Raw genomic sequence first — 24,920 nt, 5'->3', positions numbered from 1 at the left:
GGTCAAGGAGACCTCCATGCACTTCAAGAAACTCGCTGCCACCCTGCTCATCTGCGCCATGCCGGCTGTCAGCCAGGCCCGTGACACGGCGGTGTACCTGCCGTTCGACAAAGCGGTCGCAGAGGCGACCCGCACCGGCAAGATCGACGGCAGCGTGAAGTTCTATCTGGCGGGCAACGCCCCGGCCGGCAAGGTCACTGTCGTCAGCCCCGGCGCCGTGACCAACAAGAAGACCAACGCCTTCAACAAGACCGACCAGGAAGCCTGCGAGTGGGTCGTGCAATCGGCGATCATCAGCCTGCACCAGGCCGCAAAAAACGCCGGCGCCAACGCCGTGACCAACATCGTCAGCTTCTACAAGAGCAACGAGCGCAAGGATGCGAAAACCTACGAATGCCACGCGGGCGCCATCATGGCGGGCGTAGCGTTGAAGGGCGATCTGGCGACGGTTCAGTAACGGCCGGAAACGACAAAGGGCGCCTTTCGGCGCCCTTTCACAAACAGGTTGGCTTGTCATCGCCTCTCACCTGTCTGGCTCTGCGATGGCTGGTTGCCCAGGATCCTCAGAGTCTCACAAGCCCCTTTCGGGAACGCCGGCAGTATTGCCTGAAACCTCATGCCGAGCAACGGCTGGCATTTGGCTTCGATGCGCCACTTCCGTTGCCATCACAGTCCCAACGCCCGTCTGACCGCAGTTTTAATGGCGTGAAACTCGTCTGTTGCAAGATGTGAGATCAGGTAAATGCGCTTGCCTTGCCGATCCCGGCTTTTGATCCGATCAAGCCGCGAGAGACTGACCGTGGCAATCATGTCGCACTTTGCCCAACAGGTCGGGCTGGCTCCCTGAAGGTGACTTGCAAGTTCGAGATGGTGCCCGAGCATGCAATCAGAGGCGGTAGTACTTAGCGGCACCACTGTTACCAACAGGCTGTTGGTTCGATGTTTACGTATCACAACAACAGGTCTGACTTTGACCATCTCGGGGATTTCATAACCCCTGAAATCGCAAATCAAAACGCTGCCCTCCTTAGGCTGATATCGAAGTGGCATCCGTGACGCTCGTTTGAAAAAGAACTGATTTTGCGCAACAACGGCCATATTCTCTACGACAGTTCCGTTACTCGAAATGTACGGAGTCGAGCCAACCAAACCTGTTCACCACAACTACACTCGCTCAAACAGGCCAATACACAGTGCCTGCCGGAACGGCGAGCCCGGTCGGTCAAGTACTCGCGGTTCTCTTTCACCGTCAAGGAGACGACCATGCAAGCGAAAGCCCTGATCACCGCCGCCCTTCTCGGCCTGCTCCCCAGTGCCAGCCACGCCACCAATCTGATGTACATGCCGTTCGAAACAGTCGTGTCGGATGCAATGCGCGCCGGGCGGCTGGATGGCAGTGTGAAGTTTTATCTGGTCGGCAACGGGCCTCAGGGCACTCAGCGGTTGTTGCGGCGCGGGGTGGTCAGCGATTTGAAGACCAACGGCTTCAACAAGAGCGATCACGACTCCTGCGAGTGGGTGTTGCAGTCGAATCTGATTGCGCTGCAGGCCGAGGCCAAGCGTGTCGGGGCGAATGCGGTGACCAACATCGTCAGCTACTACGACCAGCATGTGCGCAAGGATCTGAACACTTACGAATGTCGGGCCGGAGTGTTTGTGACGCGAGTGGCGTTGAAGGGTGATCTGGTGCGGCTGCCCTGATCAACCGGCTTCAAGCTTGCGCGTGAGCAGTTCGACAAACGCCTTGGCCATCGGTGATTTCTGGTCTTTGCGCTGCACGAGCCACACCGCCGTCACGGCTTCGGGATCGAGCAGCGGTCGGTAGACCACGCCGTCGATGCGCATCCGCTGATACGACGCCGGCATGACCGACACGCCCAGACCCGCTGCCACCAGGCCGATGATGGTCATGGCTTCACCGGCCTCCTGGGCGAAGTGCGGGCTGAACCCGGCATCGCGGGCCAGACTGATCAACTGCGAATACAGACCACTGCCGTAGCTGCGCGGGAAGAACACGAACGGCTCGAGGGCCAGCGCCGAGAGGAACAGCCCCTCTTCAGAGCCCTGCGCCAACGGATGTTTGGAGCTGAGCACGGCCACCAGCGGCTCGCGCATCAGTTCGACCACGCTGAGCGAATCCGGCAGGCCCAGCGGGCGCATGATGCCGACCTCGATCGATTCGTCCACCAACGCATCGGCCACCATGGTGCTGCTCATCTCGCGCAGGTTCAGGTGCACGGCCGGGAAACGCTGGCGGAAGGAAAAAATTGCCTGGGGAATGGTCGAGTTGAACGGCGCCGAAGAGGTGAAACCGATCTTCAACTCTCCCAGCTCGCCGAGCTGTGCACGGCGGGCCACGTCGGCCGCTTTATCGACTTGTGCGAGCACCAGCCGTGCTTCCTCCAGAAACAACCGCCCGGCCTCGCTGAGCTCGACCCGACGATTGGTACGCTCGAACAGTCGCGCGCCGACTTCCTGTTCCAGTGCCTGGATCTGCTGGCTCAGCGGTGGCTGGGAGATGCCCAGTACCTGCGCGGCGCGGCCGAAGTGCAGTTCTTCGGCGACGGCGATGAAGTAGCGCAGATGACGCAATTCCATGAACACCCCATTAGGTCGTGAAAGCTATCAAACAGGTCGAACAATATATTGGATAGAAACATTAGCCAGCTATATGATTTTTTCATTGCCTGCCTGCCCGCGCCCTCCGAGGTCTGATGTGAAAACCGCCGTCGCTCCACTGGCCCATGAAGTCCCGCCCGCTTCGGCGGACGATGTGCTGACCGAACTGCAAGAGATCTACATCGAGAAAGGCACGCCCGCGTTCATGCGCACGGTGCTTGCGCTGTTCAGTGGCGGCTTCGCCACCTTCGCCCTGCTGTACTGCGTGCAGCCGATGATGCCGCTGCTGTCCCACGAGTATTCGATCAACGCTGCGCAGAGCAGCCTGATCCTGTCGGTGGCCACCGGCATGCTGGCGTTCGGTCTGCTGATCACCGGCCCGATTTCCGATCGGGTCGGGCGCAAACCGGTGATGGTCGCCGCGCTGTTTGCTGCTGCGCTATGCACCATCGCCAGTTCGATGATGCCGAGCTGGCACGGCGTGCTGATCATGCGTGCGCTGATCGGGCTGTCATTGAGTGGCCTGGCGGCGGTGGCGATGACGTACCTGAGCGAGGAAATCCATCCGCAGCACATCGGGCTGGCGATGGGTTTGTACATCGGCGGCAACGCGATTGGCGGCATGAGCGGGCGGTTGATCACCGGTGTGCTGATCGACTTCGTCAGCTGGCACACAGCGATGATGGTGATCGGCGGCCTGGCGCTGATTGCGGCGGCGGTCTTCTGGAAAATCCTGCCGGAATCGCGCAACTTCCGCTCCCGCTCGCTGCATCCGCGCAGCCTGCTCGACGGCTTCACCATGCACTTTCGCGATGCCGGCCTGCCGTTGCTGTTCCTTGAGGCGTTTGTGCTGATGGGCGCGTTCGTCACGTTGTTCAACTACATCGGTTATCGCCTGCTGGCCGAGCCGTACCACATGGATCAAGTGTTTGTAGGGCTGCTGTCGGTGGTGTACCTGTCGGGTATCTACAGCTCGGCGAAAATCGGTTCGCTGGCCGACAAACTGGGTCGCCGCAAAGTACTGTGGGCGACCATCGCGCTGATGTTCGCCGGCCTCGCCCTGACGATGTTCACACCGCTGCCGCTGGTGATCATCGGCATGCTGATCTTCACCTTCGGCTTCTTCGCCGCGCACTCGGTGGCCAGCAGCTGGATCGGCCGCCGGGCGCTCAAGGCCAAGGGCCAGGCGTCGTCGTTGTACCTGTTCAGCTATTACGCCGGGTCGAGCATCGCGGGGACGGCCGGCGGAGTGTTCTGGCACCTGGCCGGGTGGAACGGGATCGGCCTGTTCATCGGCGCGCTGTTGCTGGTGGCGCTGTTGGTGGCGTTGAAGCTGGCGAAGCTGCCGCCGCTGGGTGGTGGCGAAAAGGTTTAGCGACAACTGCGCCCTAGCGGTAATCACGGGCCAAGGTACACTGACGGCATTCGCCTGCTTTGGTAAAGGAAGCCAGAATGCGCCTGGACCGTCTCCACATTCAGAATTTTCGTTGCTACGAAGATGTCACGTTCGACTTTCAGCCGGGATTCAATCTGGTGGTGGGGGTTAATGGGAGCGGGAAGAGTTCGTTGTTGCAGGCGGTTGCCGTTTCGTTCATCGAACTCGGCAATGCCATGAAGCCAAGTCAGACCTCTATAAAAAATGAAGACATTCGCTTTGTCATAGATCGTTTTGAAAACAGAAGCCGCTTTGAGCGCAAGTTCCCATTACTGGTACATGGCATAGGCAGTTTCTTCGGAACTACAGACTGGGTCCTGAAACGAGATGCAGAAGACTTGCCCCATCTTGTAGATTCAGTATTCGACGCCGAGATAGACAAACTAAAACAGAAAATCAACCTGGCCATTCCAGTCGATTTGCCTGTGCTTGCTTTCTATCGCTCCAATCGCCGCTGGCAAGGGGTAGGAGTATCTGCTGAGTTCGCCGCGAAACAACGCGTCTCGCGCTTCGATGCCTACGTTAATTGGTTCGATGCAGTTGCGGATCTCAGAGAATTTGAAAGTTGGTTAATCGGTAGAACGCTCGAACGGATGCAGAACCTCCTTGATTCCAACACCCAGTCACTTGAGTTCGACGACGAACTTTACTGGGTAAACACTGCGATCGAGCGCGCTATTCCCCACGCACAAAATTTTCGCTATGACCTCCGGCTGCAAAGCTTGTTGATCGACCTGGATGGAAAGACCACTCCTTTCAATGAGCTTAGCGATGGTCAGCGCGGGATGGTTGCGTTGTTCGCCGATATCGCTCGCCGCATGTGCATCCTCAACCCCCACATGGGTAAGGACGTTCTGAAAAACACCTCCGGCGTGGTGATCATCGATGAACTGGATATCCATCTGCATCCAGCCTGGCAACGCAGCATCGCCCCGGCATTGAGACAGACATTCCCCAAAGTCCAGTTCATCGCCGCAAGCCATTCCCCACAAATCATCGGCAGCCTGAAGCCTGAGGAAGTCATCGTGTTGCACAACGGGGATCCTACTCATCCGCGGGTCACCTACGGTCTGGATTCCAGCAGCGTGCTTGAAGAGGTAATGGGCGTTACGCAGCGCGAACCAGAGATCGAAGATCTGCTGTCCGAGCTTTTTTCCACGTTGGAAGACAACGACCTCGAAAAGGCAAAATCACAACTTGAGGCGCTGAAAAAGAAAGCCCCCGACCTACCGGAATTCGCCGGCGCCGAAGCACTGATCAGGCGCAAGGAGATTCTCGGCAAATGAAGCGAGTGCTCAAAGGAACTGAACCCGCTTCATTTACAGATTGGAAAAGCTCGGCGAACGACGAGTGGAGCCCAACTTACCCAACGCTACAAAACCCGCAAAAACGCGATTTGCATAATGCCCTGCTTAAGGAGCAAGGCTTTTTCTGCTGTTATTGCGGCCGGGAAATAGATGCCTCGACCAGCCATATCGAGCACTTCAGACCTCAAGAGCATTTCGAAGAGCTGGCGTTGGAGTTTCACAACCTTCATGCCTCCTGCCTGCGAGAAACCAAGCCCGGCAATCCGTTGCACTGCGGCCATAAGAAGGGCAACTGGTTCGACGAAAACCAACACATTTCTCCCACTGACGAGAACTGTGAACAGCGCTTCCGATATCTGCGAACCGGCGAAATCCAGCCGAAGGACTCTGACGACCTTCCCGCCACAAAGATGATCGAGGTATTGGCGCTACACATCCCCTACCTCAAAAATCGACGGCAGGACACAATCCGCCGCCTCTTCGATGATGAGTTCGTCATGCAAATCAGCGAGGAAGAGCTTGAGCGGTTGGTGACGGCGATCAGAAATACCGCGATTCCCAATCAAAAACCCTTCGACCACATCATCGCCCGCTACGCCGAACAACTCCTCGGACGCTAAACCCATCGCAAACAAAAACGCCCGGCATAAGCCGGGCGTTTTTGTTTTCTACCTTTAGCGCTGAGCGCCGATTACTCGTGATACTGCGCCGACAACTCATGCACCGCACGCAGGAACGCGCCGGCGTGTTCCGGGTCGACTTCCGGGGTGATGCCGTGGCCGAGGTTGAACACGTGGCCGCTGCCTTTACCGTAGCTGGCGAGGATGCGCCCGACTTCGGTGCGGATCGCTTCCGGCTTGGCGTACAGCACGGTCGGGTCCATGTTGCCTTGCAGCGCGACCTTGTCGCCGACGCGGGCGCGGGCGTTGCCGATGTCGCAGGTCCAGTCCAGACCCAGTGCGTCGGCGCCGGCGTCGGCGATGCTTTCCAGCCACAGGCCGCCGTTCTTGGTGAAGAGGATCACCGGCACCTTGCGACCGTCGTGCTCGCGGATCAGGCCGCTGACGATTTTCTTCATGTAGGCCAGGGAGAATTCCTGATACGCCGCCGCCGACAGGTTGCCGCCCCAGGTATCGAAGATCTGCACCGCTTGCGCGCCGGCCTGGATCTGGCCGTTCAAGTAAGAAGTCACCGACTGCGCCAGCTTGTCCAGCAGCAGGTGCATGGCTTGCGGGTTGTCGTAGAGCATCGCCTTGGTCTTGCGGAAGTCTTTCGACGAGCCGCCTTCGACCATGTACGTGGCGAGGGTCCACGGGCTCCCGGAGAAACCGATCAGCGGTACACGGCCGTTCAGCTCGCGGCGGATGGTGCTGACCGCGTCCATCACATAACCGAGATCTTTGTGCGGATCCGGGATCGGCAGGGCTTCGATGTCGGCCAGGGTGCTGACGACTTTCTTGAAGCGCGGACCTTCACCGGTCTCGAAGTACAGGCCCTGGCCCATGGCATCGGGAATGGTGAGGATGTCGGAGAACAGGATCGCCGCGTCCAGTTGCGGATAGCGGTCCAGCGGTTGCAGCGTGACTTCGCAGGCGAATTCCGGATTCATGCACAGGCTCATGAAATCACCGGCCTGGGCGCGGCTGGCGCGGTATTCCGGCAGGTAGCGGCCGGCCTGGCGCATCATCCACACAGGGGTGACGTCTACGGGTTGCTTGAGCAGGGCGCGGAGGAAACGGTCGTTCTTCAGGGCAGTCATGTCGGCATCCGGAAAAAAAGTGCGGGCATTTTCTCAGAGCGCGACGCAAAAGGCACGGATGCAGGTCAGCCTTTTGTCTATCGGGTCAATTTGTCGCAATAAATACGGGGCATCAGCAACAGCGAGAAACAACTGTGGGAGCGAGCCTGCTCGCGATAGCGGATTGTCAGCCAATACGTCTGGTGACTGATTCACCGCCATCGCGAGCAGGCTCGCTCCCACAGGCTTATTGCTTTTGGCTCAGGATCCGGGTTTAGACGCCCAGGTAATCCAGAATCCCTTCAGCTGCATTGCGGCCTTCGAAGATCGCCGTCACCACCAGGTCGGAACCGCGCACCATATCGCCACCGGCGAAGATTTTCGGGTTGCTGGTCTGGTGCTTGTACTGTCCCTGCTCGGGCGCAACGACACGGCCCTGGCTGTCGGTCTGGATCTCGAACTGCTCGAACCACGGCGCCGGGCTCGGACGGAAACCGAAAGCGATGACCACGGCGTCGGCCGGGATGATCTCTTCGGAGCCCGGGATCGGCTCGGGACTGCGACGGCCACGGGCGTCCGGCTCGCCGAGACGGGTCTCGACCACTTTCACGCCTTCGACCTTGTCCTCGCCAACGATGGCGATCGGCTGGCGGTTGTAGAGGAATTTCACGCCTTCTTCCTTGGCGTTCTTCACCTCTTTGCGCGAGCCGGGCATGTTCGCTTCGTCACGACGATAAGCGCAGGTCACCGACTTGGCGCCCTGGCGGATCGACGTGCGGTTGCAGTCCATCGCCGTGTCGCCACCGCCCAGCACCACTACCTTCTTGCCTTTCATGTCGACGAAATCTTCCGGCGACTTTTCAAAGCCCAGGTTGCGGTTGACGTTGGCGATCAGGAAGTCCAGCGCGTCATAAACGCCCGGCAGATCTTCACCGGCAAAACCGCCTTTCATGTAGGTGTAGGTGCCCATGCCCATGAACACGGCATCGTATTCGGCGAGCAGTTGCTCCATGGTCACGTCCTTGCCGACCTCGGTGTTGAGGCGGAACTCGATGCCCATGCCGGTGAAGACTTCGCGGCGATTGCTCAGCACGGTCTTCTCGAGCTTGAACTCGGGGATGCCGAAGGTCAGCAGACCGCCGATTTCCGGGTTCTTGTCGAACACCACCGGGGTCACGCCACCACGCACCAGCACGTCGGCACAACCGAGGCCCGCCGGGCCTGCACCGATGATCGCGACACGCTTGCCGGTCGGTTTGACCTTGGACATGTCCGGGCGCCAGCCCATGGCGAACGCGGTGTCGGTGATGTACTTCTCGACCGAACCGATGGTCACCGCACCGAAACCGTCGTTGAGGGTGCAGGCACCCTCGCACAGACGATCCTGCGGGCACACCCGGCCACAGACTTCCGGCAGAGTGTTGGTCTGGTGCGACAGCTCGGCGGCCTGGAGGATGTTGCCCTCGGCCACCAGCTTCAGCCAGTTCGGAATGAAGTTGTGCACCGGGCACTTCCATTCGCAATACGGGTTGCCGCAACCCAGGCAGCGGTGGGCCTGGTCGGCCGACTGCTGGGGTTTGAACGGTTCGTAGATTTCCACGAACTCTTTCTTGCGTTGACGCAACAGTTTCTTCTTCGGATCCTTGCGCCCGACATCGATGAACTGGAAGTCGTTATTCAGACGTTCAGCCATTGTTAAAACCTCATCAAACTCTTCAGGCGCATATCACTGCGGGTTGGCACGAGTGCTGGAAAGCAACGACTTCAGGTTGGCAGCCTTCGGCTTGACCAGCCAGAAACGACGCAGGTAGTCATCGAGGTTCTCGGCGAGCTCACGACCCCACTCGCTGTCGGTTTCCGCGACGTACTCGTTCAGCACGTTCTGCAGGTGGCTGCGATAGGCTTCCATCGCCTCGCCGCTGATCCGCTGGATTTCCACCAGTTCGTGGTTGACCCGGTCAACGAAGGTGTTGTCCTGATCGAGCACGTAGGCGAAACCGCCGGTCATGCCAGAGCCGAAGTTGTAACCGGTCTTGCCCAGAACGCAGACAAAACCACCGGTCATGTACTCACAGCAGTGATCGCCAGTGCCTTCCACGACCGTGTGGGCACCGGAGTTGCGCACGGCGAAACGCTCGCCTGCGGTGCCGGCGGCGAACAGCTTGCCGCCCGTGGCGCCGTACAGGCAGGTGTTGCCGATGATGGCGCTTTCCTGAGTCTTATAAACGCTGCCCTTCGGCGGCACGATGGTCAGCTTGCCACCGGTCATGCCTTTGCCGACGTAGTCGTTGGCGTCGCCTTCAAGGTACATGTTCAGACCGCCGGCGTTCCACACGCCGAAGCTCTGACCGGCAGTGCCCTTGAAGCGGAAGGTGATCGGCGCTTTCGCCATGCCCTGGTTGCCGTGCTTGCGCGCGATTTCGCCGGAGATCCGTGCGCCGATCGAACGGTCGCAGTTGCAGATGTCCAGATCGAACTCGGCGCCGCTGAGGTCGTTGATCGCCGACGTCGCCATCTCGACCATTTTCTCGGCCAGCAGGCCCTGGTCGAAGGGCGGGTTGCGCTCGACGCCGCAGAACTGAGGCTTGTCCGCCGGGATGTGGTCGCTGCCGAGCAGCGGAGTCAGATCCAGGTGATGCTGCTTGGCGGTCTGGCCTTCGAGGATTTCCAGCAGATCGGTACGGCCGATCAGCTCTTCGAGGGAGCGCACGCCCAGCTTGGCCAGCCACTCACGGGTTTCTTCGGCGACGTAGGTGAAGAAGTTCACCACCATGTCGACGGTGCCGATGTAGTGATCCTTGCGCAACTTCTCGTTCTGAGTCGCGACGCCGGTGGCGCAGTTGTTCAGGTGGCAGATACGCAGGTATTTGCAGCCCAGCGCGATCATCGGTGCAGTACCGAAGCCGAAGCTTTCGGCGCCGAGGATGGCTGCCTTGATCACGTCGAGGCCGGTCTTCAGGCCGCCGTCGGTCTGTACCCGAACCTTGCCGCGCAGGTCGTTGCCGCGCAGGGTCTGGTGGGTTTCGGCCAGGCCGAGTTCCCACGGAGCGCCCGCGTATTTGATCGAGGTCAGCGGCGAAGCACCGGTGCCACCGTCATAGCCGGAAATGGTGATCAAGTCCGCATAGGCCTTGGCCACACCGGCGGCGATGGTGCCGACGCCCGCTTCAGCCACGAGTTTCACCGAAACCAGCGCCTTCGGGTTGACCTGTTTCAGGTCGAAGATCAGCTGCGACAAGTCTTCGATCGAATAGATGTCGTGGTGCGGCGGTGGCGAAATCAGGGTCACGCCCGGCACTGCGTAACGCAGCTTGGCGATCAGCCCGTTCACTTTACCGCCCGGCAGTTGCCCGCCCTCGCCCGGCTTGGCGCCCTGGGCGACCTTGATCTGCAGCACTTCGGCGTTGACCAGGTATTCCGGGGTCACACCGAAACGGCCGGTCGCGACCTGTTTGATTTTCGAGCTCTTGATGGTGCCGTAGCGCGCCGGGTCTTCGCCGCCTTCGCCGGAGTTGGAACGCGCACCGAGGCGGTTCATGGCTTCGGCCAGGGCTTCGTGAGCTTCCGGCGACAGGGCGCCCAGCGAGATACCGGCGGAGTCGAAGCGCTTGAGCACCGATTCCAGCGGCTCGACTTCACTGATGTCCAGCGGCGTGTCGAGGGTCTTGACCTTGAACAGGTCGCGGATCATCGACACCGGACGGTTGTCCACCAGCGAGGTGTATTCCTTGAATTTGGCGTAGTCGCCCTGCTGCACGGCGGCTTGCAGGGTGTTGACCACGTCCGGGTTGTACGCATGATATTCGCCACCGTGGACGAACTTCAGCAGACCGCCCTGCTGGATCGGCTTGCGCGGACTCCAGGCTTCGGTGGCCAGTGCTTTCTGCTCGGCTTCGATGTCGATGAAACGCGCACCTTTGATGCGGCTCGGCACGCCACGGAAGCTCAGGTCGCAGACTTCTTCGGACAGGCCGATGGCTTCGAACAGCTGAGCACCGCGATAGGACGCGATGGTCGAGATGCCCATCTTCGACAGGATCTTCAACAGACCTTTGGTGATGCCTTTGCGGTAGTTCTTGAACACCTCATAGAGGTCGCCCAGCACTTCACCGGTACGGATCAGGTCGCCCAGCACTTCGTACGCGAGGAACGGATAGACCGCCGAGGCGCCGAAACCGATCAGCACGGCGAAGTGGTGCGGATCGCGTGCGGTGGCGGTTTCAACCAGGATGTTGGAGTCGCAGCGAAGGCCTTTTTCGGTCAGGCGGTGGTGCACCGCGCCGGTGGCCAGCGAGGCGTGGATCGGCAGTTTGCCAGGAGCGATATGGCGATCGCTCAGTACGATCTGGGTACGACCGGCGCGCACGGCTTCTTCAGCCTGATCGGCGACGTTGCGGATCGCCGCTTCGAGGCCGACGCTTTCGTCGTAGTTGAGGTCGATGATCTGCCGCTCGAAACCCGGGCGGTCGAGGTTCATCAGCGAGCGCCACTTGGCCGGGGAAATGACCGGCGAGCTGAGGATCACGCGCGAAGCGTGCTCCGGCGATTCCTGGAAGATGTTGCGCTCGGCACCGAGGCAGATCTCCAGCGACATCACGATCGCTTCACGCAGCGGGTCGATCGGCGGGTTGGTCACCTGCGCGAACTGCTGGCGGAAATAGTCGTACGGCGTGCGCACGCGCTGGGACAGCACGGCCATCGGCGTGTCGTCGCCCATCGAGCCAACGGCTTCGTAGCCTTGTTCGCCAAGCGGACGCAGTACCTGATCGCGCTCTTCGAACGTGACCTGATACATCTTCATGTACTGCTTGAGCTGATCGACGTCGTAGAAAGCCGAACCGTGGTCGTTGTCTTCCATGGTCGCCTGGATGCGCAGGGCATTCTTGCGCAGCCATTGCTTGTACGGATGACGGGATTTGAGACGGTTGTCGATCGCGTCGGTGTCGAGGATCTGCCCGGTTTCGGTGTCCACGGCGAAGATCTGGCCCGGGCCGACACGGCCTTTGGCAATCACGTCCTCAGGCTTGTAGTCCCACACGCCGATTTCCGACGCGAGGGTGATGAAACCGTTGGTGGTGGTGACCCAGCGCGCCGGGCGCAGACCGTTACGGTCGAGCAGGCACACCGCGTAGCGACCGTCGGTCATTACCACGCCGGCCGGGCCGTCCCACGGCTCCATGTGCATCGAGTTGTACTCGTAGAACGCACGCAGATCCGGGTCCATGGTTTCGACGTTCTGCCACGCTGGCGGAATGATCATCCGCACGCCACGGAACAGGTCGATGCCGCCGGTGACCATCAGCTCAAGCATGTTGTCCATGCTCGAGGAGTCGGAACCGACACGGTTGACCAGCGGGCCGAGTTCTTCCAGATCCATCAGATCGTTGGTGAACTTGGTGCGACGGGCCTGGGCCCAGTTGCGGTTGCCGGTGATGGTGTTGATCTCGCCGTTATGGGCGAGGAAGCGGAATGGCTGGGCCAGCGGCCATTTCGGCAGGGTGTTGGTGGAGAAGCGCTGGTGGAACACGCAGATTGCGGTTTGCAGGCGCTCGTCACTCAGGTCCGGATAGAACGCGGCCAGGTCGGCCGGCATCATCAGGCCTTTATAGATGATGGTCTTGTGGGAAAAGCTGCAGATGTAGTGGTCGGTGTCGGCGGCGTTGGCCACCGACGAACGACGACGGGCGCTGAACAGCTTGACCGCCATGTCCTGATCGCTCAGGCCTTCGCCGCCGATGTACACCTGCTCGATCTGTGGCAGGCGCTCAAGGGCCAGGCGGCCGAGGACGCTGGTGTCGATCGGCACTTTACGCCAGCCGATCAGTTGCAGGCCTTCGGCCAGGATCTCGCGGTTCATGTTCTCGCGAGCGGCTTCGGCCTTGGCCGGATCCTGATTGAAGAAGACCATGCCCACGGCATATTGCTTGGGCAGCTCGACGCTGAAGGTTTCCTGGGCAATGGCACGCAGGAACGCGTCGGGCTTTTGAATCAGCAGACCGCAACCGTCACCGGTCTTGCCGTCGGCATTAATCCCACCGCGGTGGGTCATGCAGGTCAGGGCCTCGATGGCCGTTTGCAAAAGGGTATGACTGGGTTCGCCCTGCATATGGGCTATCAGGCCGAAACCGCAGTTATCCTTGAATTCATCTGGTTGGTACAGACCTGCTTTCATAGACACTTTCTCACCAGGCTGCCTCTTTTCGAGGCAAATTTCTTTTCAATTCAACCACTTGCATCTCGCGCCGAACGTACGCCGGCTTAGCGGGGGCAAAAGGGTGGTCATTGTACACAGCGACACAGAGGCTCACAAATTTGACGACGAAATGTCGCAAATTCATGTCGCATTTGTGAAAGGTTTAAAGCGATCTGCTGTGCTAGTCAAAACTTTTTTAATTTTGACCGCAACGACTCAAAGACTACTGTGACGCAGACACCACAAGGCACGCGGTCTGTAGAGACGGCGCGCACTTGTAGAGATTTTGAGGTGCTTGGAGAGGCGGCCTGGGTAAGGCCGCCGAATCTTCAGCGAGTTGTTGCCAGTTCCTGTTGGACGCTGGCGACAGTGCGAGGCCAAGGTTTACCAGCCTGAACCTTCGCTGGCAAGGCCTTGATGGCAGAAACGGCTGCATCACGGCTGGCGAAGTTGCCATAGGTGATCACGTAGAGAGGCTTGCCGTTGAGGACTTTCTTGAAATAACGGTACTCGCCGCCCTGCTCCTTGACGAAGTTCTGCGCGGTCGCTTCGGAGCTGGTACCAAGGATCTGCACCACGTAGTTGCTGGTCGGCTGACCGGCGTACCAGCTGCCACCGGCAGCCTTGGCGACGGTGACCGGCTTCTCGGCCGGTTTGGCGGCGGCAACAGGCTTGGCAGGCGCCGGAGCCGGTTTCGCTGCTGGAGCTGCCGGAACAGGAGCAGGCTTGGCGGTAGCGACCTGGGTCGGCGCCGGGGTCGGCTTCGGTGCCGGAACTGGAACCGGGGTCGGTGCAGGGCCGGCCTGAACGCCCGCCGGCGGCGCAGTGGTGGTCACGGTCGGCGGCGTGTTGCTGGAGCCTTCAACCGGCACACCGTCGTCGCCTTCAGTGATACCACCCGCGGCTTCAGCCAGCGGACCGCGCATTACCGGCTGCGAGTTGCCGACCAATGGCAGCGGCATCGGCTGGGTATTGCCGTTGAATTCGACGGACGGTGCGCCACCCGCTTGCGGCGTACCCTGGCCCAAGGGCAGTTGCGCCTGCTCGTTGGCCGGCGCACCGGTGGTCGGTGCCTTGTTGCGACCCGGCATCAGCCAGGCGGCAGCGACCGCGACCACAACGACGGCGGAAATCGCCAATACGTGTTTCTTCGGCATGTTGAACCCCATACTTGGACGCTTGACCGCAGAGCGGCTGGCAATCATGACTTCGATCAGAGCATCGCGAGCAACCTGGTTGATGTTGCCCGGCCAACCCTCGGAGCTTTCGTGAATATCAGAGATCTGATCCGCGGTGAAAAGTTCGACACCCCGGCCCGCGCCTTCTAGCCGCTGGTCGAGATACTCGCGGGTTTCTTCTTCGGTGTACGGCTGCAATTCGATGACGTGGAAGCGCTCTTCCTCGAGGTGCAAAGCCTCGAGCTGCGCGATCAGCGACGACTCACCGAACAGGAACACATGCGGGCGGCCTTCCGGCGCGCCGGCGCCCAGCGCCATCAAGGCTTCAAGCGCGGACTCGTCGAGCTGCTCGGCATCGTCCACCAGCAGATAGACTTCCTGACCGGTCAGCGCCAGCTGCACGACCTGATCGAGGATCGCCCCGACTTCGGCCTGGGCCACGTCCAGCGCCTGGGCGATCTGGCGCAGCACACCAGCTGCATCGCCGGCGCCACGGGCGGAAACGACGACGCTCTGCACCGATTGCTTGTTGGTGCTGGCAACCAGCGCCTGACGCAGCAGGGTCTTGCCGCTGCCCTGCGGGCCGGTGACCACCAGCAGCAACTGGCTGTAACGCGCCAGATGATGCAACTGACCCAGCACCGGCTTGCGCTGGGCCGGGAAGAATTTGAAGCCCGGCACCCGCGGCGCGAAAGGGTCGTGACTTAACTGGAAATGGCCGAGGAACGCCTCGTCGGCATGCAAACTAGTCATCGGAATCTTATTAACCTTTAAGCTGAGCCAGAGCGCGGTAATCCGCTCCCAGCGTGGCCTGTAGAACCTCTTTCGGATAATCGTCGGTCACCACCGCTTCGCCCATCCGGCGCAGCAGCACCAGGCGCAAGCGACCGTCGATCACTTTTTTGTCAATTGCCATGTGTTCAAGAAAATCGGCTTCGGTCATCTCTTCCGGCGGAACCACCGGCAGACCGGCACGCTTGAACAGGCGAATGCCGCGATCGCGCTCCTGCTCACTGATCCAGCCCAGGCGCGCGGACATTTCCAGCGCCATCACGGTGCCAGCGGCGACCGCTTCGCCATGCAACCAGACACCATAGCCCATGTGGGTTTCGATGGCGTGGCCAAAGGTGTGGCCGAGATTGAGCGTGGCCCGTACGCCGGTTTCCTTCTCGTCGGCGCCGACCACTGCAGCCTTGGCGGCGCAGGAGCGCTCGATGGCATAGGTCAGGGCCGTTTGATCCAGAGCACGCAGGGCGTCGACGTTGTCTTCGAGCCAGGTCAGGAACGGCTCGTCGCAGATCAGGCCGTACTTGATGACTTCCGCCAGACCAGCCGACAGCTCGCGCGCTGGCAGGGTTTTCAGGGACGCGGTATCGATCAGCACCACGTTCGGCTGATAGAACGCGCCGACCATGTTCTTGCCCAGCGGATGGTTGATCCCGGTCTTGCCGCCCACCGACGAATCGACCTGGGACAGCAGCGTGGTAGGAATCTGGATGAAATCGACGCCGCGCTGGTAGCAGGCGGCCGCGAAACCGGCCATGTCGCCGATCACACCGCCGCCGAGGGCGATCACCGTGGTGCGACGGTCATGACGGGCGGTCAGCAGGCCGTCGAAGATCAGTTGCAGGGTTTCCCAGTTCTTGAAGGCTTCGCCGTCGGGCAGCACCACGGAAACCACCGAGAACTGCGCCAGGCTGCGGGTCAGACGTTCGAGATAGAGCGGCGCAACGGTCTCGTTGGAGATGATTGCCACTTGCCGCCCGTGGATATGCGGGGCCAGCAGTTCAGGCTGGTCCAGTAATCCTTCGCCAATGTGAATCGGGTAGCTGCGCTCGCCTAGGTCGACCTTGAGTGTCTGCATGTGTCCCCACGATGAAGATGAAGCAGGCGTCCTGCCTGGAATTATCGAATGTTCACGGCATGTGCTGGTGTGACGCCACTCGCACGCCATCCGCCACAACCCTTGGCGGCCATTACAGGTCGCCGAGGATAGCGCATTTCGTGCGGCGCTTTAACGGGGCGGAAGTTGCTGCAGGCGGTCGAGAATATCGAGCACGACCATGCGCGGTGGCCGCTCGTCGGTTTCCACCACCAGATCGGCGATTTCCCGATAGAGCGGATCACGGATCGCCAGCAGATCGCGCAAGGTTTTTTCCGGATTGGCAGTGCGCAGCAACGGCCGGTTGCGGTCGCGAGAGGTGCGGCCGACCTGCTGCTCGACGGAGGCGTGCAGATACACGACGCGCCCGCCCTCGTGCAGGGCCTTGCGGTTGGCATCGCGCATCACGGCGCCGCCGCCGGTCGCCAGCACCACGCCATCGAACGCGCACAGCTCGGCGATCATCGCCTGCTCACGGTCACGAAAGCCGGGCTCGCCTTCCTTGTCGAAGATCCACGGGATATTGGCGCCCGTACGCAGTTCAATTTCCTTGTCGGAATCCTTGAACGGCAGGCGCAGCTCTTTGGCCAGTAATCGGCCGATGGTGCTTTTTCCAGCCCCCATCGGTCCTACAAGAATCAAATTTCGCACAGAATCAACGACTCACAGCAATCGCCTGGTTATTCATGATACGCGGAGTGAGAAATACCAGCAGCTCGGATTTTTTCTCCGAAACCACATCACGCCGGAAAAGGCGGCCAAGATACGGCACATCGCCAAGAAATGGCACCTTATCTACAACCTTGCTCTGAGTATTTGAGAAAACGCCCCCGATCACGATGGTCTCGCCGTCGTTCACCAGCACCTTGGCATTGACCTCGTTTTTCTTGATCGGCGGTACATCCTGCACTTTGTTCAGGTAGTCCGGTTCGTCCTTGGTGACCTTGACCTCCATGATGATGCGGTTGTCCGGGGTGATCTGCGGCGTCACTTCCAGCGACAGCGACGCCTCCTTGAAGGACACCGACGTGGCGCCGCTGGAGCTGGCTTCCTGATACGGAATCTCGGTGCCCTTGAGGATCTTCGCGGTTTCCTTGTCGGAGGTGACCACCTTGGGCTGCGAGACGATTTCGCCGTTGCCGGTCTTCTCCATCGCGGTCAGCTCAAGGTCGAGCAAGACGTTGTCGGTGATGAACGCGATGCCGATCCCGGACGTGTTATTGACCGTGCCCATGTCGACGAACGGCGAATTGGTGCTGGTGCTGCCCGGCGTGCCGATGGTGGTCGACGAGCCATTGCTGACCCCGGAAGTGTTCCAGTTGCCCTTGTTCTGGATCGAGCCGCCCCAACGCACACCCAGGCTCTTGTCGTAATCGACGTTGGCTTCGACGATCCGCGCCTCGATCATCACCTGACGCACCGGGATATCCAGCTGCGCCACGATCCGCCGCAGCTCGTCGAGGCGATCCTGGGTCTGGTAGGCAATGATGTTGTTGGTCCGTTCATCGACGGTGATCGAACCCCGTTCGTCGACCTTGGCCTCGGCACTGGTGACCGACTGGAACAGCTTGGCGATGTCCGCAGCCTTGGCGTAGTTCACTTGCAGCAGTTCGCGGCGCAGCGGCGCCAGTTCGGCGATCTGTTTCTGCGATTCCAGTTCCTGCCGTTCGCGGGCGGCGATTTCATCTGCCGGTGCCACCAGCAGCACATTGCCGACCTTGCGCTTGTCCAGGCCTTTGGTCTTGAGCACCAGATCCAGCGCCTGATCCCACGGCACGTTCTGCAGGCGCAAGGTAATGCCGCCCTGCACCGTATCGCTGGCCACCAGATTGAGGTTGGTGAAGTCGGCGATCAGTTGCAGCACCGAACGCACATCGATGTCCTGAAAGTTGAGAGAGAGCTTTTCGCCGTTATAGCTGTTGCGGTCGGCGTTGCGCTTTTGCAGGTCATCGACGGTCAACGGCCGGATGCTTACAGTCAGCTTGTTGTCGGTCTGGTAAGTGGAATAGTCGAAAGTACCGCTGGGTTCGACGGTGATCGTCGCCCGATCACCGCTGACACCGGCATTGACGAACTGCACCGGGGTGGCGAAATCCTTGACGTCGAGGCGCACCCGCAGCGGCTCGGGCAATTGGGTACGGGCGAAATTGAGGATGATCTTGCCGTCGTGTTCCTGAATGTCCGGGGCAATGGCCGGGTCGGACAGATCAATGACCACATTGCCCTCACCTGCCGTACCACGCTGGAAATCGACGCCGCGAATGGCCCTGGCGGTCGGCGCAAACGTGCGGACCGGCGCTGCCGCAGGTGCTGCGCGCGGCGCACGAGCCGCCGTACGCTGGGCAACGGCTTTGCTGCCTTGCCCGACCACCACGAACACCGTATTGCCTTCGACCCGGGTGTCGTACGGCGCCAGTTGCGTCAGGCTGATGATCAGCCGCGTCCGGTTATTGGCCTCGACCACCGTGGCCGTGCGGGCATTGCCACTGCCCAGATCGCGAGTCTTGCTCGCCAGCTGACTGGCGACACCCGGCAGATCGAGGGCAATCCGTGCCGGCGAGTCGGTGGTGTAGCCCTTGGGCTGCGGAGGCGGGCCGTCGAATGACAGCTTCAGCTCGACCCGGTCGCCCGGCAGTGCCGCGACGTCCAGCGCCTTCAGATTGGCTGCCTGTACCATCGGTGAAAGCAGCGCCATCCATAGCGAAAAACCGAGGGTGGAAAAAATCCTGTTCATTATTCGACTTCCACTTATGAGTGCTCTTTCAAAGGAATGGTGCGCGGCCGCTCAAGCCAGGCGCCCTGGCCATCCGGAACGATTTCCACCACCTCGACCTGTGAAGCGCTGATCGCAACGATCCGCCCGTCGTTGCGCCCCAGGTAATCGCCGACCTTTAGCCGATGAACCCCGCCCGCCCCCCGCAGCAAAGCGAAGGAACCGGAGGCGTTGGCAATCGTGCCAACCATTTCGAACTGCTCGATGTTGAAACCTTCGAGGTATTGCTTGACCCGGTTGGGATCGGGTTTCACGTCCCGCGAGCCGTGTTTCTGCCCGGCCAGATCGACCCGTAGCTGACGCGAAAACGGACTGCGCAGGTTGGCGGCGCTGTAGGTGAATGTCGGGTAGGAGCGGAAGGTCGGGGTCGGCTCGATCTTGCCCGGCGGACGCAGGCGCACTTCATTCATGTAGGCGTCGAGGTCACTGAAGTCATCGCCGCCACAGCCACCGAGCATCAATAACAATGCCGACAAGGCGATAAAACGGATCGGGCTCATTTTTGCAGCCCCTTGTCGTTGTAGCGGTAGGTCTTGGCGAGAATGCTCATGCGCAGCTTCGGCCCGCCTTCGGGATTGGCTGGCGCCAACTCGAAATCGTGCAGAGTGACGATCCGAGGCAACCCCGCCACGCCGCTGACGAAAGTCGCAAGGTCGTGATAGGCACCGGTCACAGTGATCTGGATGGGCAGCTCGATGTAGAACTGCTGGGTGACCTCCGGCAGCAGTTTGATCTCTTCGAATTCAAGACCACTGCCCAGCCCGGTGCGGGTGATGTCTTCCAGCAACCCCGGCACTTCGGTGTCACTGGGCAATTGCCGCAACAGCACACCGAACGAGTTTTCCATCTCCTTCATCTGCTGGGTGTACAGCTCCAGATTGGCCGCCATGCGCGCCTTGCTCGCGAATTGCTCCTTGAGGGTGACCTCCTCCTCACGCTTGAGCTCGAGCTGGTTCTCCAGGTCACTGATGAAAAAGTTATAGCCAAGCGCCATGACCAGCACCATCAACAGCCCGCCGGCCAGGGTTTTGACCACTGGCGGCCAGGAGCCGATGTTGCTGGTGTCCAGGTCGTTGAAATCGACATTGCGCAGGCTGTCCAGCCACTCGGACGGCTTCATTGGTCGTCCTCCTCGATCCGGGGTCGAGTCTGGCGAACGGTCAGCTGGAAGACGTTGGCCTGATCCACCTGGCCAGCGGTGGTGGCTTTCACTTCATTGAGGTTGGGCGCATCGAACCAGTCGGAGGCATCAAGGTTGCGCATCAGGTCGGACACCCGATTGTTCGACTCCGCCGCGCCGCTGATCGACAGGGTATTGCCGACCATTTTCACGTCCGTGAAATACACCCCGTCGGGCAAGGTGCGCGCCAGCTGATCGAAGATCCGCCCGCTGATCTGCCGGTTGCCCTGCAAGTCCTGGATGATGCGCATGCGCTCTACCAGTTGCTGACGATGGGCCTTGAGCTCGCTGATCTGCTTGATCCGTTCGTCGACCACGGCGATCTGCTTGCCGATGTAGTCATTGCGCGCAACCTGCCGCGCGATGGCGGCGCTGATGATCTGGTCGGCAATGAGCACCGCCCCCACCGAGCCGACCACCACGCCGGTCAAGGCCAGCAGGAAGCGTTTGCGCCGTTCTTCGCGGCGCTCCTCGCGCCAGGGTAAAAGGTTGATCCGCGCCATCAGTCGAAACTCCTGAGCGCGAGCCCGCAGGCAATCATCAGGGCCGGCGCATCGCTCGCCAGGGCCCCGGCGTTGACCTTGCTGCTCAAGGCCATGTCGGAAAACGGGTTGGCGACCTGGGTCGGGGTGTTCAGACGCTCTTCGATCAGCCGATCGAGCCCGGGCACCGACGCCGTGCCGCCGGCCAGCAGAATATGGTCGACGGCGTTGTACTGGCCGGAGGCGAAAAAGAACTGCAGGGAGCGCGACACCTGCTGCACCAGCGCCTCGCGAAACGGTTGCAGCACCTCGCTGACGTAATCGTCCGGCAGGCCGCCCTGCTTTTTGGCGAGTCCCGCCTGTTCAAGGGTCAGGCCATAACGGCGCTGAATTTCCTCGGTCAGCTGTCGACCGCCGAACAGCTGTTCGCGGGTATAGATGATCCGGCCGTTGTGCAGGACGCTGAGGGTGGTCATGGTGGCGCCGATGTCGACCACGGCCACCGTCAGCCGATCCTGTGACGCGGCCAGTTGCGTGGCCAGCAGGCCGAACGAGCGCTCCAGCGCATAAGCCTCGACATCCACCACCCGCGCCGTCAGCCCGGCCAGTGCAAGCGCCGCTTCGCGGACTTCGACGTTTTCCTTGCGACAGGCGGCCAGCAGCACGTTGACCCGCTCGGGGTTGCGCGGCGAAACGCCCTGGACTTCGAAGTCGATGGCGACCTCGTCCAGCGGATAGGGAATGTATTGATCGGCCTCGATCTTGAGCTGGTTTTCCAGTTCGTCGTCGGACAGCCCGGCGTCCATTTCGATGACCTTGGTGATCACCGCAGATCCAGCCACCGCCACCGCCACGGTTTTCAACCCGGTACGCGCCTTGACCAGCACCCGGGACAGGGCCTGGCCGACGCCCTCGAGCTCGGCGATGTTCTTTTCGACCACGGCGTTGGCCGGCAACGGCTCCACCGCGTACGCCTCGACCCGGTAGCGCTCCCCCTGACGGCTCAGCTCCAGTAGCTTCACCGACGTGGAGCTGATATCGATCCCCAGTAACGTATTGGCCTTTTTATTGAAGAGTCCTAGCACTACCAATTCCCTATGACTTTCCGTGAGTTACGGACTCTGTAATGCGCATTGCGTTCCCTCGCCCCGTCTTGACAGAAGCGCAAATGACGCCCCCAGCGGAAAAGTGCTTATAATGCCCAGCGTTTTTTTCCGCTTTTTACTGCCGGCGCGGGTCGTTCTGTGTGTTAGCCGGGACCCTGTCGCCCAATTCATTCTTTGCCGTGGATGTCCAAAAGCCTTGATTCGTCTGCTGAAATTTTTCGGTTGGTCCATCGTCGCCGTTTTCTGCGGACTGCTTTTAGGTCTCAGCGGCGCGTTTCTTTACCTTAGTCCGGGTTTGCCATCTGTGGAGGCGCTGAGAAGCATTCAGTTGCAGATTCCGCTCCGGGTCTACAGCAGCGACAACAAGTTGATCGCAGAATTTGGCGAAATGCGCCGCACACCGATCCGTTTCGCCGACATTCCCCCCAATTTCATCAATGCGTTACTAAGTGCTGAAGACGACAACTTCGCCAACCACTACGGCGTCGATCCAAGCAGCCTGATGCGCGCCGCGACCCAACTGGTCAAGAGCGGGCACATCCAGTCCGGCGGCAGCACCATCACCATGCAGGTGGCGAAGAACTTCTTCCTGACCAGCGAACGCAGCTTCTCGCGCAAGACCACGGAAATCTTGCTGGCCCTGCAGATCGAGCGGCAATTGACCAAGGACGAGATCCTTGAGCTGTACGTGAACAAGATCTATCTGGGCAACCGCGCCTACGGCATCGAGGCGGCGGCGCAGGTGTATTACGGCAAGTCGATCCGCGAGGTCAGCCTGGCGCAGATGGCGATGATCGCCGGCCTGCCGAAAGCCCCGTCGCGCTTCAACCCGCTGGCCAACCCGGCGCGCAGCAAGGAGCGTCGCGACTGGATCCTCGGGCGTATGTACAAGCTCGGCAAGATCACCGAAGCCGACTACACCGCCGCGATCAACGAGCCGCTGAACGCCAGCTATCACGTGCCGACCCCGGAAGTGAACGCGCCGTACATCGCCGAAATGGCCCGTGCCGAAATGGTCGGTCGCTACGGCAGCGACGCCTATACCGAAGGTTTCCGCGTTACCACCACGGTGCCGAGCAATCTCCAGGAAATGGCCAACACCGCGCTGCACGAAGGCCTGATGACCTACGACCAGCGTCACGGCTACCGTGGTCCTGAATCGCGCCTGCCGGGCAAGACCCGCGAAGCCTGGGCCACCGAACTGACCAAGCAACGCACCATCAGCAGCCTCGAACCGGCCATCGTCACCCAGGTCGACAAGAACGGCCTGCAAGTGCTGACCCGCACCGGCGAAGAGCACGTGGCATGGGACACCATGAAATGGGCACGCCCGTTCCTCAACACCAACAGCATGGGTGCCGCGCCGCGTCAGCCGTCGGATGTGGCACAGATCGGCGACCTGATTCGCGTGCAGCGCCAGCCGAACAATTCGCTGAAGTTCAGCCAGATTCCGCAGGCGCAAGGCGCGCTGGTGTCGCTGGATCCGCAGAACGGCGCGATCCGTTCGCTGGTCGGCGGCTTCGCCTTCGAGCAGAGCAACTACAACCGCGCGATGCAGGCCAAGCGTCAGCCGGGTTCGAGCTTCAAGCCGTTCGTCTACAGCGCCGCACTGGATAACGGCTACACCGCCGCCAGTCTGGTCAACGACGCGCCGATCGTGTTCGTCGACGAGTACCTGGACAAGGTCTGGCGTCCGAAGAACGACACCAACACCTTCCTCGGCCCGATCCGTCTGCGTGAAGCGCTGTACAAGTCGCGCAACCTGGTTTCGATCCGCCTGCTGCAGGCGATGGGCGTGGGCAAGACCATCGACTACATCACCCGTTTCGGCTTCAACAAGCAGGACCTGCCGCCAAACCTGTCCCTGGCGCTGGGCACCGCGACCCTGACGCCAATGGAGATCGCCACCGGCTGGAGCACCTTCGCCAACGGCGGCTACAAGATCACCCCGTACATCATCGACAAGATCGAAAGCCGCAATGGCGACACGCTGTTCGTCGCCAATCCGCCGACCGTACCGCAGGGCGGCGCGGCCACCGATGGCATCGCGGCACCCGCTACCGAGTCGTTTACCGTCAATGCCGCGCCGGTTCCGGGTGAAGCGCCGGGCAGCGCGGCTGTGCCGCAAGCTCCAGCAGTCGCCGAGCGCATCGTCGATGGCCGCACCACTTACATCCTCAACAGCATGTTGCAGGACGTGATCAAGCTCGGCACCGGCCGTCGCGCACTGGCCCTGGGCCGCAGCGACATCGCCGGCAAGACCGGTACCACCAACGAATCCAAGGACGCGTGGTTCTCCGGCTACAACGCCGACTACGTGACCACCGTGTGGACCGGTTTCGACCAGCCGGAAAGCCTCGGTCGCCGAGAGTTCGGCGGCACCGTGGCACTGCCGATCTGGATGAACTACATGGCCGCCGCGCTCAAGGACAAGCCGCCGCACGTCCAGCCGGAGCCGGAAGGCATCCTCAGCCTGCGGGTGGATCCGGTCAGCGGTCGTGCGGCATCGCCGAGCACACCAGGCGCGTACTTCGAGCTGTTCAAGGCTGAGGACACGCCACCGTCGGTCAATGAGATCGGCAACGGCACAGTTCCGGGCAGTCCGCTGCCGGCGGATGAACAGGCGCCGATCGATCTGTTCTGATCCTCAACTGCCAAAAAGCCCCGCCTTCGTGAGAAGTGCGGGGCTTTTTGTTTTCTGTCGTACCGAGAATGGCGTTTCACATCAAAGGCCGCCCTCACCCTAGCCCTCTCCCAGGGGGAGAGGGGACTGACCGAGGTGTCTGGCGCTGTACGTCGACCTGAATAACCGAGTCGATTATGGATTCACAGCAAGGCCTTCACGTCGGCGTAACTCATCAATATCCCCCATTCGGTCCCCTCTCCCCCTGGGAGAGGGTTAGGGTGGGTAAAGACCGGGTACATCCTTTACGTTTGAGACCGGGGACATGGTTTACAGGTATCAATCATGGTCAGGAGGTGCTGACCATGCCCTGGAATCAAGAGTCCCCGATGGATCAACGAGTG

At 60.8% G+C, this 24,920-nt stretch carries 19 protein-coding genes; 6 read left to right on the top strand and 13 right to left on the bottom strand.

Annotated features, from left to right (window positions below):
- Positions 1 to 16: 16 nt before the first annotated feature.
- The gene (locus tag EIY71_RS26005) at positions 17 to 457 is read left to right on the top strand and encodes a hypothetical protein (RefSeq protein WP_011332090.1); all 441 of its coding nucleotides are present in this window, start codon (positions 17 to 19) and stop codon (positions 455 to 457) included.
- A gap of 209 nt (positions 458 to 666) precedes the next feature.
- On the opposite strand, the gene EIY71_RS26000 is transcribed toward EIY71_RS26005, so the two are convergent.
- Complete coding sequence (locus EIY71_RS26000) at positions 667 to 1,050, bottom strand: type II toxin-antitoxin system PemK/MazF family toxin (protein ID WP_102686840.1); 384 nt, start codon at positions 1,048 to 1,050, stop codon at positions 667 to 669.
- Positions 1,051 to 1,263: 213 nt separating this feature from the next.
- Between EIY71_RS26000 and EIY71_RS25995 the strand changes: the two genes are divergently transcribed.
- A complete protein-coding gene (locus EIY71_RS25995) occupies positions 1,264 to 1,701 on the top strand; it encodes an excinuclease (RefSeq protein ID WP_134023637.1) in 438 nt (145 codons plus the stop codon).
- Here the strand turns inward: EIY71_RS25995 and EIY71_RS25990 are convergent, their stop codons facing one another.
- The gene (locus EIY71_RS25990; protein WP_085746425.1) at positions 1,702 to 2,598 is read right to left on the bottom strand and encodes a LysR family transcriptional regulator; all 897 of its coding nucleotides are present in this window, start codon (positions 2,596 to 2,598) and stop codon (positions 1,702 to 1,704) included.
- Between the two features lie 118 nt (positions 2,599 to 2,716).
- On the opposite strand from EIY71_RS25990, the gene EIY71_RS25985 reads away from it, so the two are divergent.
- From EIY71_RS25985 to EIY71_RS25975, 3 genes are all read left to right on the top strand, one after another.
- Positions 2,717 to 3,994: an MFS transporter gene (locus EIY71_RS25985; RefSeq protein WP_134023635.1), complete on the top strand. Its 1,278-nt coding sequence runs from the start codon at positions 2,717 to 2,719 to the stop codon at positions 3,992 to 3,994.
- Positions 3,995 to 4,071: 77 nt separating this feature from the next.
- Entirely contained in the window at positions 4,072 to 5,340 is a 1,269-nt protein-coding gene (locus tag EIY71_RS25980; protein ID WP_134023633.1) for an AAA family ATPase, read from the top strand.
- Complete coding sequence (locus tag EIY71_RS25975) at positions 5,337 to 5,981, top strand: retron system putative HNH endonuclease (protein WP_134023631.1); 645 nt, start codon at positions 5,337 to 5,339, stop codon at positions 5,979 to 5,981. Before EIY71_RS25980 ends, EIY71_RS25975 begins: the two co-directional genes overlap by 4 nt.
- Positions 5,982 to 6,052: 71 nt before the next feature.
- Here EIY71_RS25975 and hemE read toward each other — a convergent pair whose 3' ends face one another.
- The 11 genes from hemE to EIY71_RS25910 form a co-directional block, all read right to left on the bottom strand.
- Positions 6,053 to 7,120, bottom strand: a complete 1,068-nt coding sequence (gene hemE / locus EIY71_RS25970) for a uroporphyrinogen decarboxylase (protein ID WP_007952372.1) — start codon at positions 7,118 to 7,120, stop codon at positions 6,053 to 6,055.
- Between the two features lie 253 nt (positions 7,121 to 7,373).
- A complete protein-coding gene (locus EIY71_RS25960; RefSeq protein WP_007909438.1) occupies positions 7,374 to 8,792 on the bottom strand; it encodes an FAD-dependent oxidoreductase in 1,419 nt (472 codons plus the stop codon).
- Positions 8,793 to 8,825: 33 nt separating this feature from the next.
- Positions 8,826 to 13,271 (bottom strand): glutamate synthase large subunit, encoded by a 4,446-nt coding sequence (gltB, locus tag EIY71_RS25955; protein WP_085746421.1) that lies wholly within the window; start codon positions 13,269 to 13,271, stop codon positions 8,826 to 8,828.
- Between the two features lie 350 nt (positions 13,272 to 13,621).
- The gene (locus EIY71_RS25945; RefSeq protein ID WP_134023629.1) at positions 13,622 to 15,223 is read right to left on the bottom strand and encodes an AAA family ATPase; all 1,602 of its coding nucleotides are present in this window, start codon (positions 15,221 to 15,223) and stop codon (positions 13,622 to 13,624) included.
- Positions 15,224 to 15,233: 10 nt separating this feature from the next.
- Complete coding sequence (gene aroB, locus EIY71_RS25940; protein ID WP_102718302.1) at positions 15,234 to 16,334, bottom strand: 3-dehydroquinate synthase; 1,101 nt, start codon at positions 16,332 to 16,334, stop codon at positions 15,234 to 15,236.
- Positions 16,335 to 16,484: 150 nt separating this feature from the next.
- The gene (gene aroK, locus EIY71_RS25935) at positions 16,485 to 17,003 is read right to left on the bottom strand and encodes a shikimate kinase AroK (RefSeq protein WP_045121685.1); all 519 of its coding nucleotides are present in this window, start codon (positions 17,001 to 17,003) and stop codon (positions 16,485 to 16,487) included.
- A gap of 4 nt (positions 17,004 to 17,007) precedes the next feature.
- Positions 17,008 to 19,086 (bottom strand): type IV pilus secretin PilQ, encoded by a 2,079-nt coding sequence (pilQ, locus tag EIY71_RS25930; protein ID WP_102686849.1) that lies wholly within the window; start codon positions 19,084 to 19,086, stop codon positions 17,008 to 17,010.
- 14 nt (positions 19,087 to 19,100) lie between these two features.
- Positions 19,101 to 19,625, bottom strand: coding sequence for a pilus assembly protein PilP (locus EIY71_RS25925; protein WP_007952383.1), 525 nt, complete (start codon positions 19,623 to 19,625; stop codon positions 19,101 to 19,103).
- A complete protein-coding gene (gene pilO / locus EIY71_RS25920; protein WP_134023627.1) occupies positions 19,622 to 20,245 on the bottom strand; it encodes a type 4a pilus biogenesis protein PilO in 624 nt (207 codons plus the stop codon). The genes EIY71_RS25925 and pilO overlap by 4 nt, the downstream gene beginning before the upstream one ends.
- Positions 20,242 to 20,808 (bottom strand): PilN domain-containing protein, encoded by a 567-nt coding sequence (locus EIY71_RS25915; protein WP_085746417.1) that lies wholly within the window; start codon positions 20,806 to 20,808, stop codon positions 20,242 to 20,244. The genes pilO and EIY71_RS25915 overlap by 4 nt, the downstream gene beginning before the upstream one ends.
- Positions 20,808 to 21,872 carry a pilus assembly protein PilM gene (locus EIY71_RS25910; RefSeq protein ID WP_085746416.1) on the bottom strand — a complete coding sequence of 355 codons (1,065 nt, stop codon included), beginning with the start codon at positions 21,870 to 21,872 and terminating at the stop codon, positions 20,808 to 20,810. The genes EIY71_RS25915 and EIY71_RS25910 overlap by 1 nt, the downstream gene beginning before the upstream one ends.
- Positions 21,873 to 22,092: 220 nt before the next feature.
- On the opposite strand from EIY71_RS25910, the gene EIY71_RS25905 reads away from it, so the two are divergent.
- Entirely contained in the window at positions 22,093 to 24,537 is a 2,445-nt protein-coding gene (locus tag EIY71_RS25905; protein ID WP_372239306.1) for a penicillin-binding protein 1A, read from the top strand.
- Positions 24,538 to 24,920 lie beyond the last annotated feature (383 nt).

It is taken from the genome of Pseudomonas sp. CH235, from assembly GCF_004368175.1.
GTDB lineage: Bacteria > Pseudomonadota > Gammaproteobacteria > Pseudomonadales > Pseudomonadaceae > Aquipseudomonas > Aquipseudomonas paraglycinae.
Note: the sequence above shows the minus strand (reverse complement) of the source record. Positions and strands in the feature narration are given on the sequence as shown.

What these genes read in the sequence shown, in the direction of transcription:
- EIY71_RS26005 (WP_011332090.1), top strand. Translation starts at nt 17, where the DNA reads ATGCACTTCAAGAAACTCGCTGCCACCCTGCTCATCTGCGCCATGCCG.
- EIY71_RS26000 (WP_102686840.1), bottom strand. Translation starts at nt 1,050, where the DNA reads ATGCCACTTCGATATCAGCCTAAGGAGGGCAGCGTTTTGATTTGCGAT.
- EIY71_RS25995 (WP_134023637.1), top strand. Translation starts at nt 1,264, where the DNA reads ATGCAAGCGAAAGCCCTGATCACCGCCGCCCTTCTCGGCCTGCTCCCC.
- EIY71_RS25990 (WP_085746425.1), bottom strand. Translation starts at nt 2,598, where the DNA reads ATGGAATTGCGTCATCTGCGCTACTTCATCGCCGTCGCCGAAGAACTG.
- EIY71_RS25980 (WP_134023633.1), top strand. Translation starts at nt 4,072, where the DNA reads ATGCGCCTGGACCGTCTCCACATTCAGAATTTTCGTTGCTACGAAGAT.
- EIY71_RS25975 (WP_134023631.1), top strand. Translation starts at nt 5,337, where the DNA reads ATGAAGCGAGTGCTCAAAGGAACTGAACCCGCTTCATTTACAGATTGG.
- hemE (WP_007952372.1), bottom strand. Translation starts at nt 7,120, where the DNA reads ATGACTGCCCTGAAGAACGACCGTTTCCTCCGCGCCCTGCTCAAGCAA.
- EIY71_RS25960 (WP_007909438.1), bottom strand. Translation starts at nt 8,792, where the DNA reads ATGGCTGAACGTCTGAATAACGACTTCCAGTTCATCGATGTCGGGCGC.
- gltB (WP_085746421.1), bottom strand. Translation starts at nt 13,271, where the DNA reads ATGAAAGCAGGTCTGTACCAACCAGATGAATTCAAGGATAACTGCGGT.
- EIY71_RS25945 (WP_134023629.1), bottom strand. Translation starts at nt 15,223, where the DNA reads ATGACTAGTTTGCATGCCGACGAGGCGTTCCTCGGCCATTTCCAGTTA.
- aroB (WP_102718302.1), bottom strand. Translation starts at nt 16,334, where the DNA reads ATGCAGACACTCAAGGTCGACCTAGGCGAGCGCAGCTACCCGATTCAC.
- pilQ (WP_102686849.1), bottom strand. Translation starts at nt 19,086, where the DNA reads ATGAACAGGATTTTTTCCACCCTCGGTTTTTCGCTATGGATGGCGCTG.
- EIY71_RS25925 (WP_007952383.1), bottom strand. Translation starts at nt 19,625, where the DNA reads ATGAGCCCGATCCGTTTTATCGCCTTGTCGGCATTGTTATTGATGCTC.
- pilO (WP_134023627.1), bottom strand. Translation starts at nt 20,245, where the DNA reads ATGAAGCCGTCCGAGTGGCTGGACAGCCTGCGCAATGTCGATTTCAAC.
- EIY71_RS25915 (WP_085746417.1), bottom strand. Translation starts at nt 20,808, where the DNA reads ATGGCGCGGATCAACCTTTTACCCTGGCGCGAGGAGCGCCGCGAAGAA.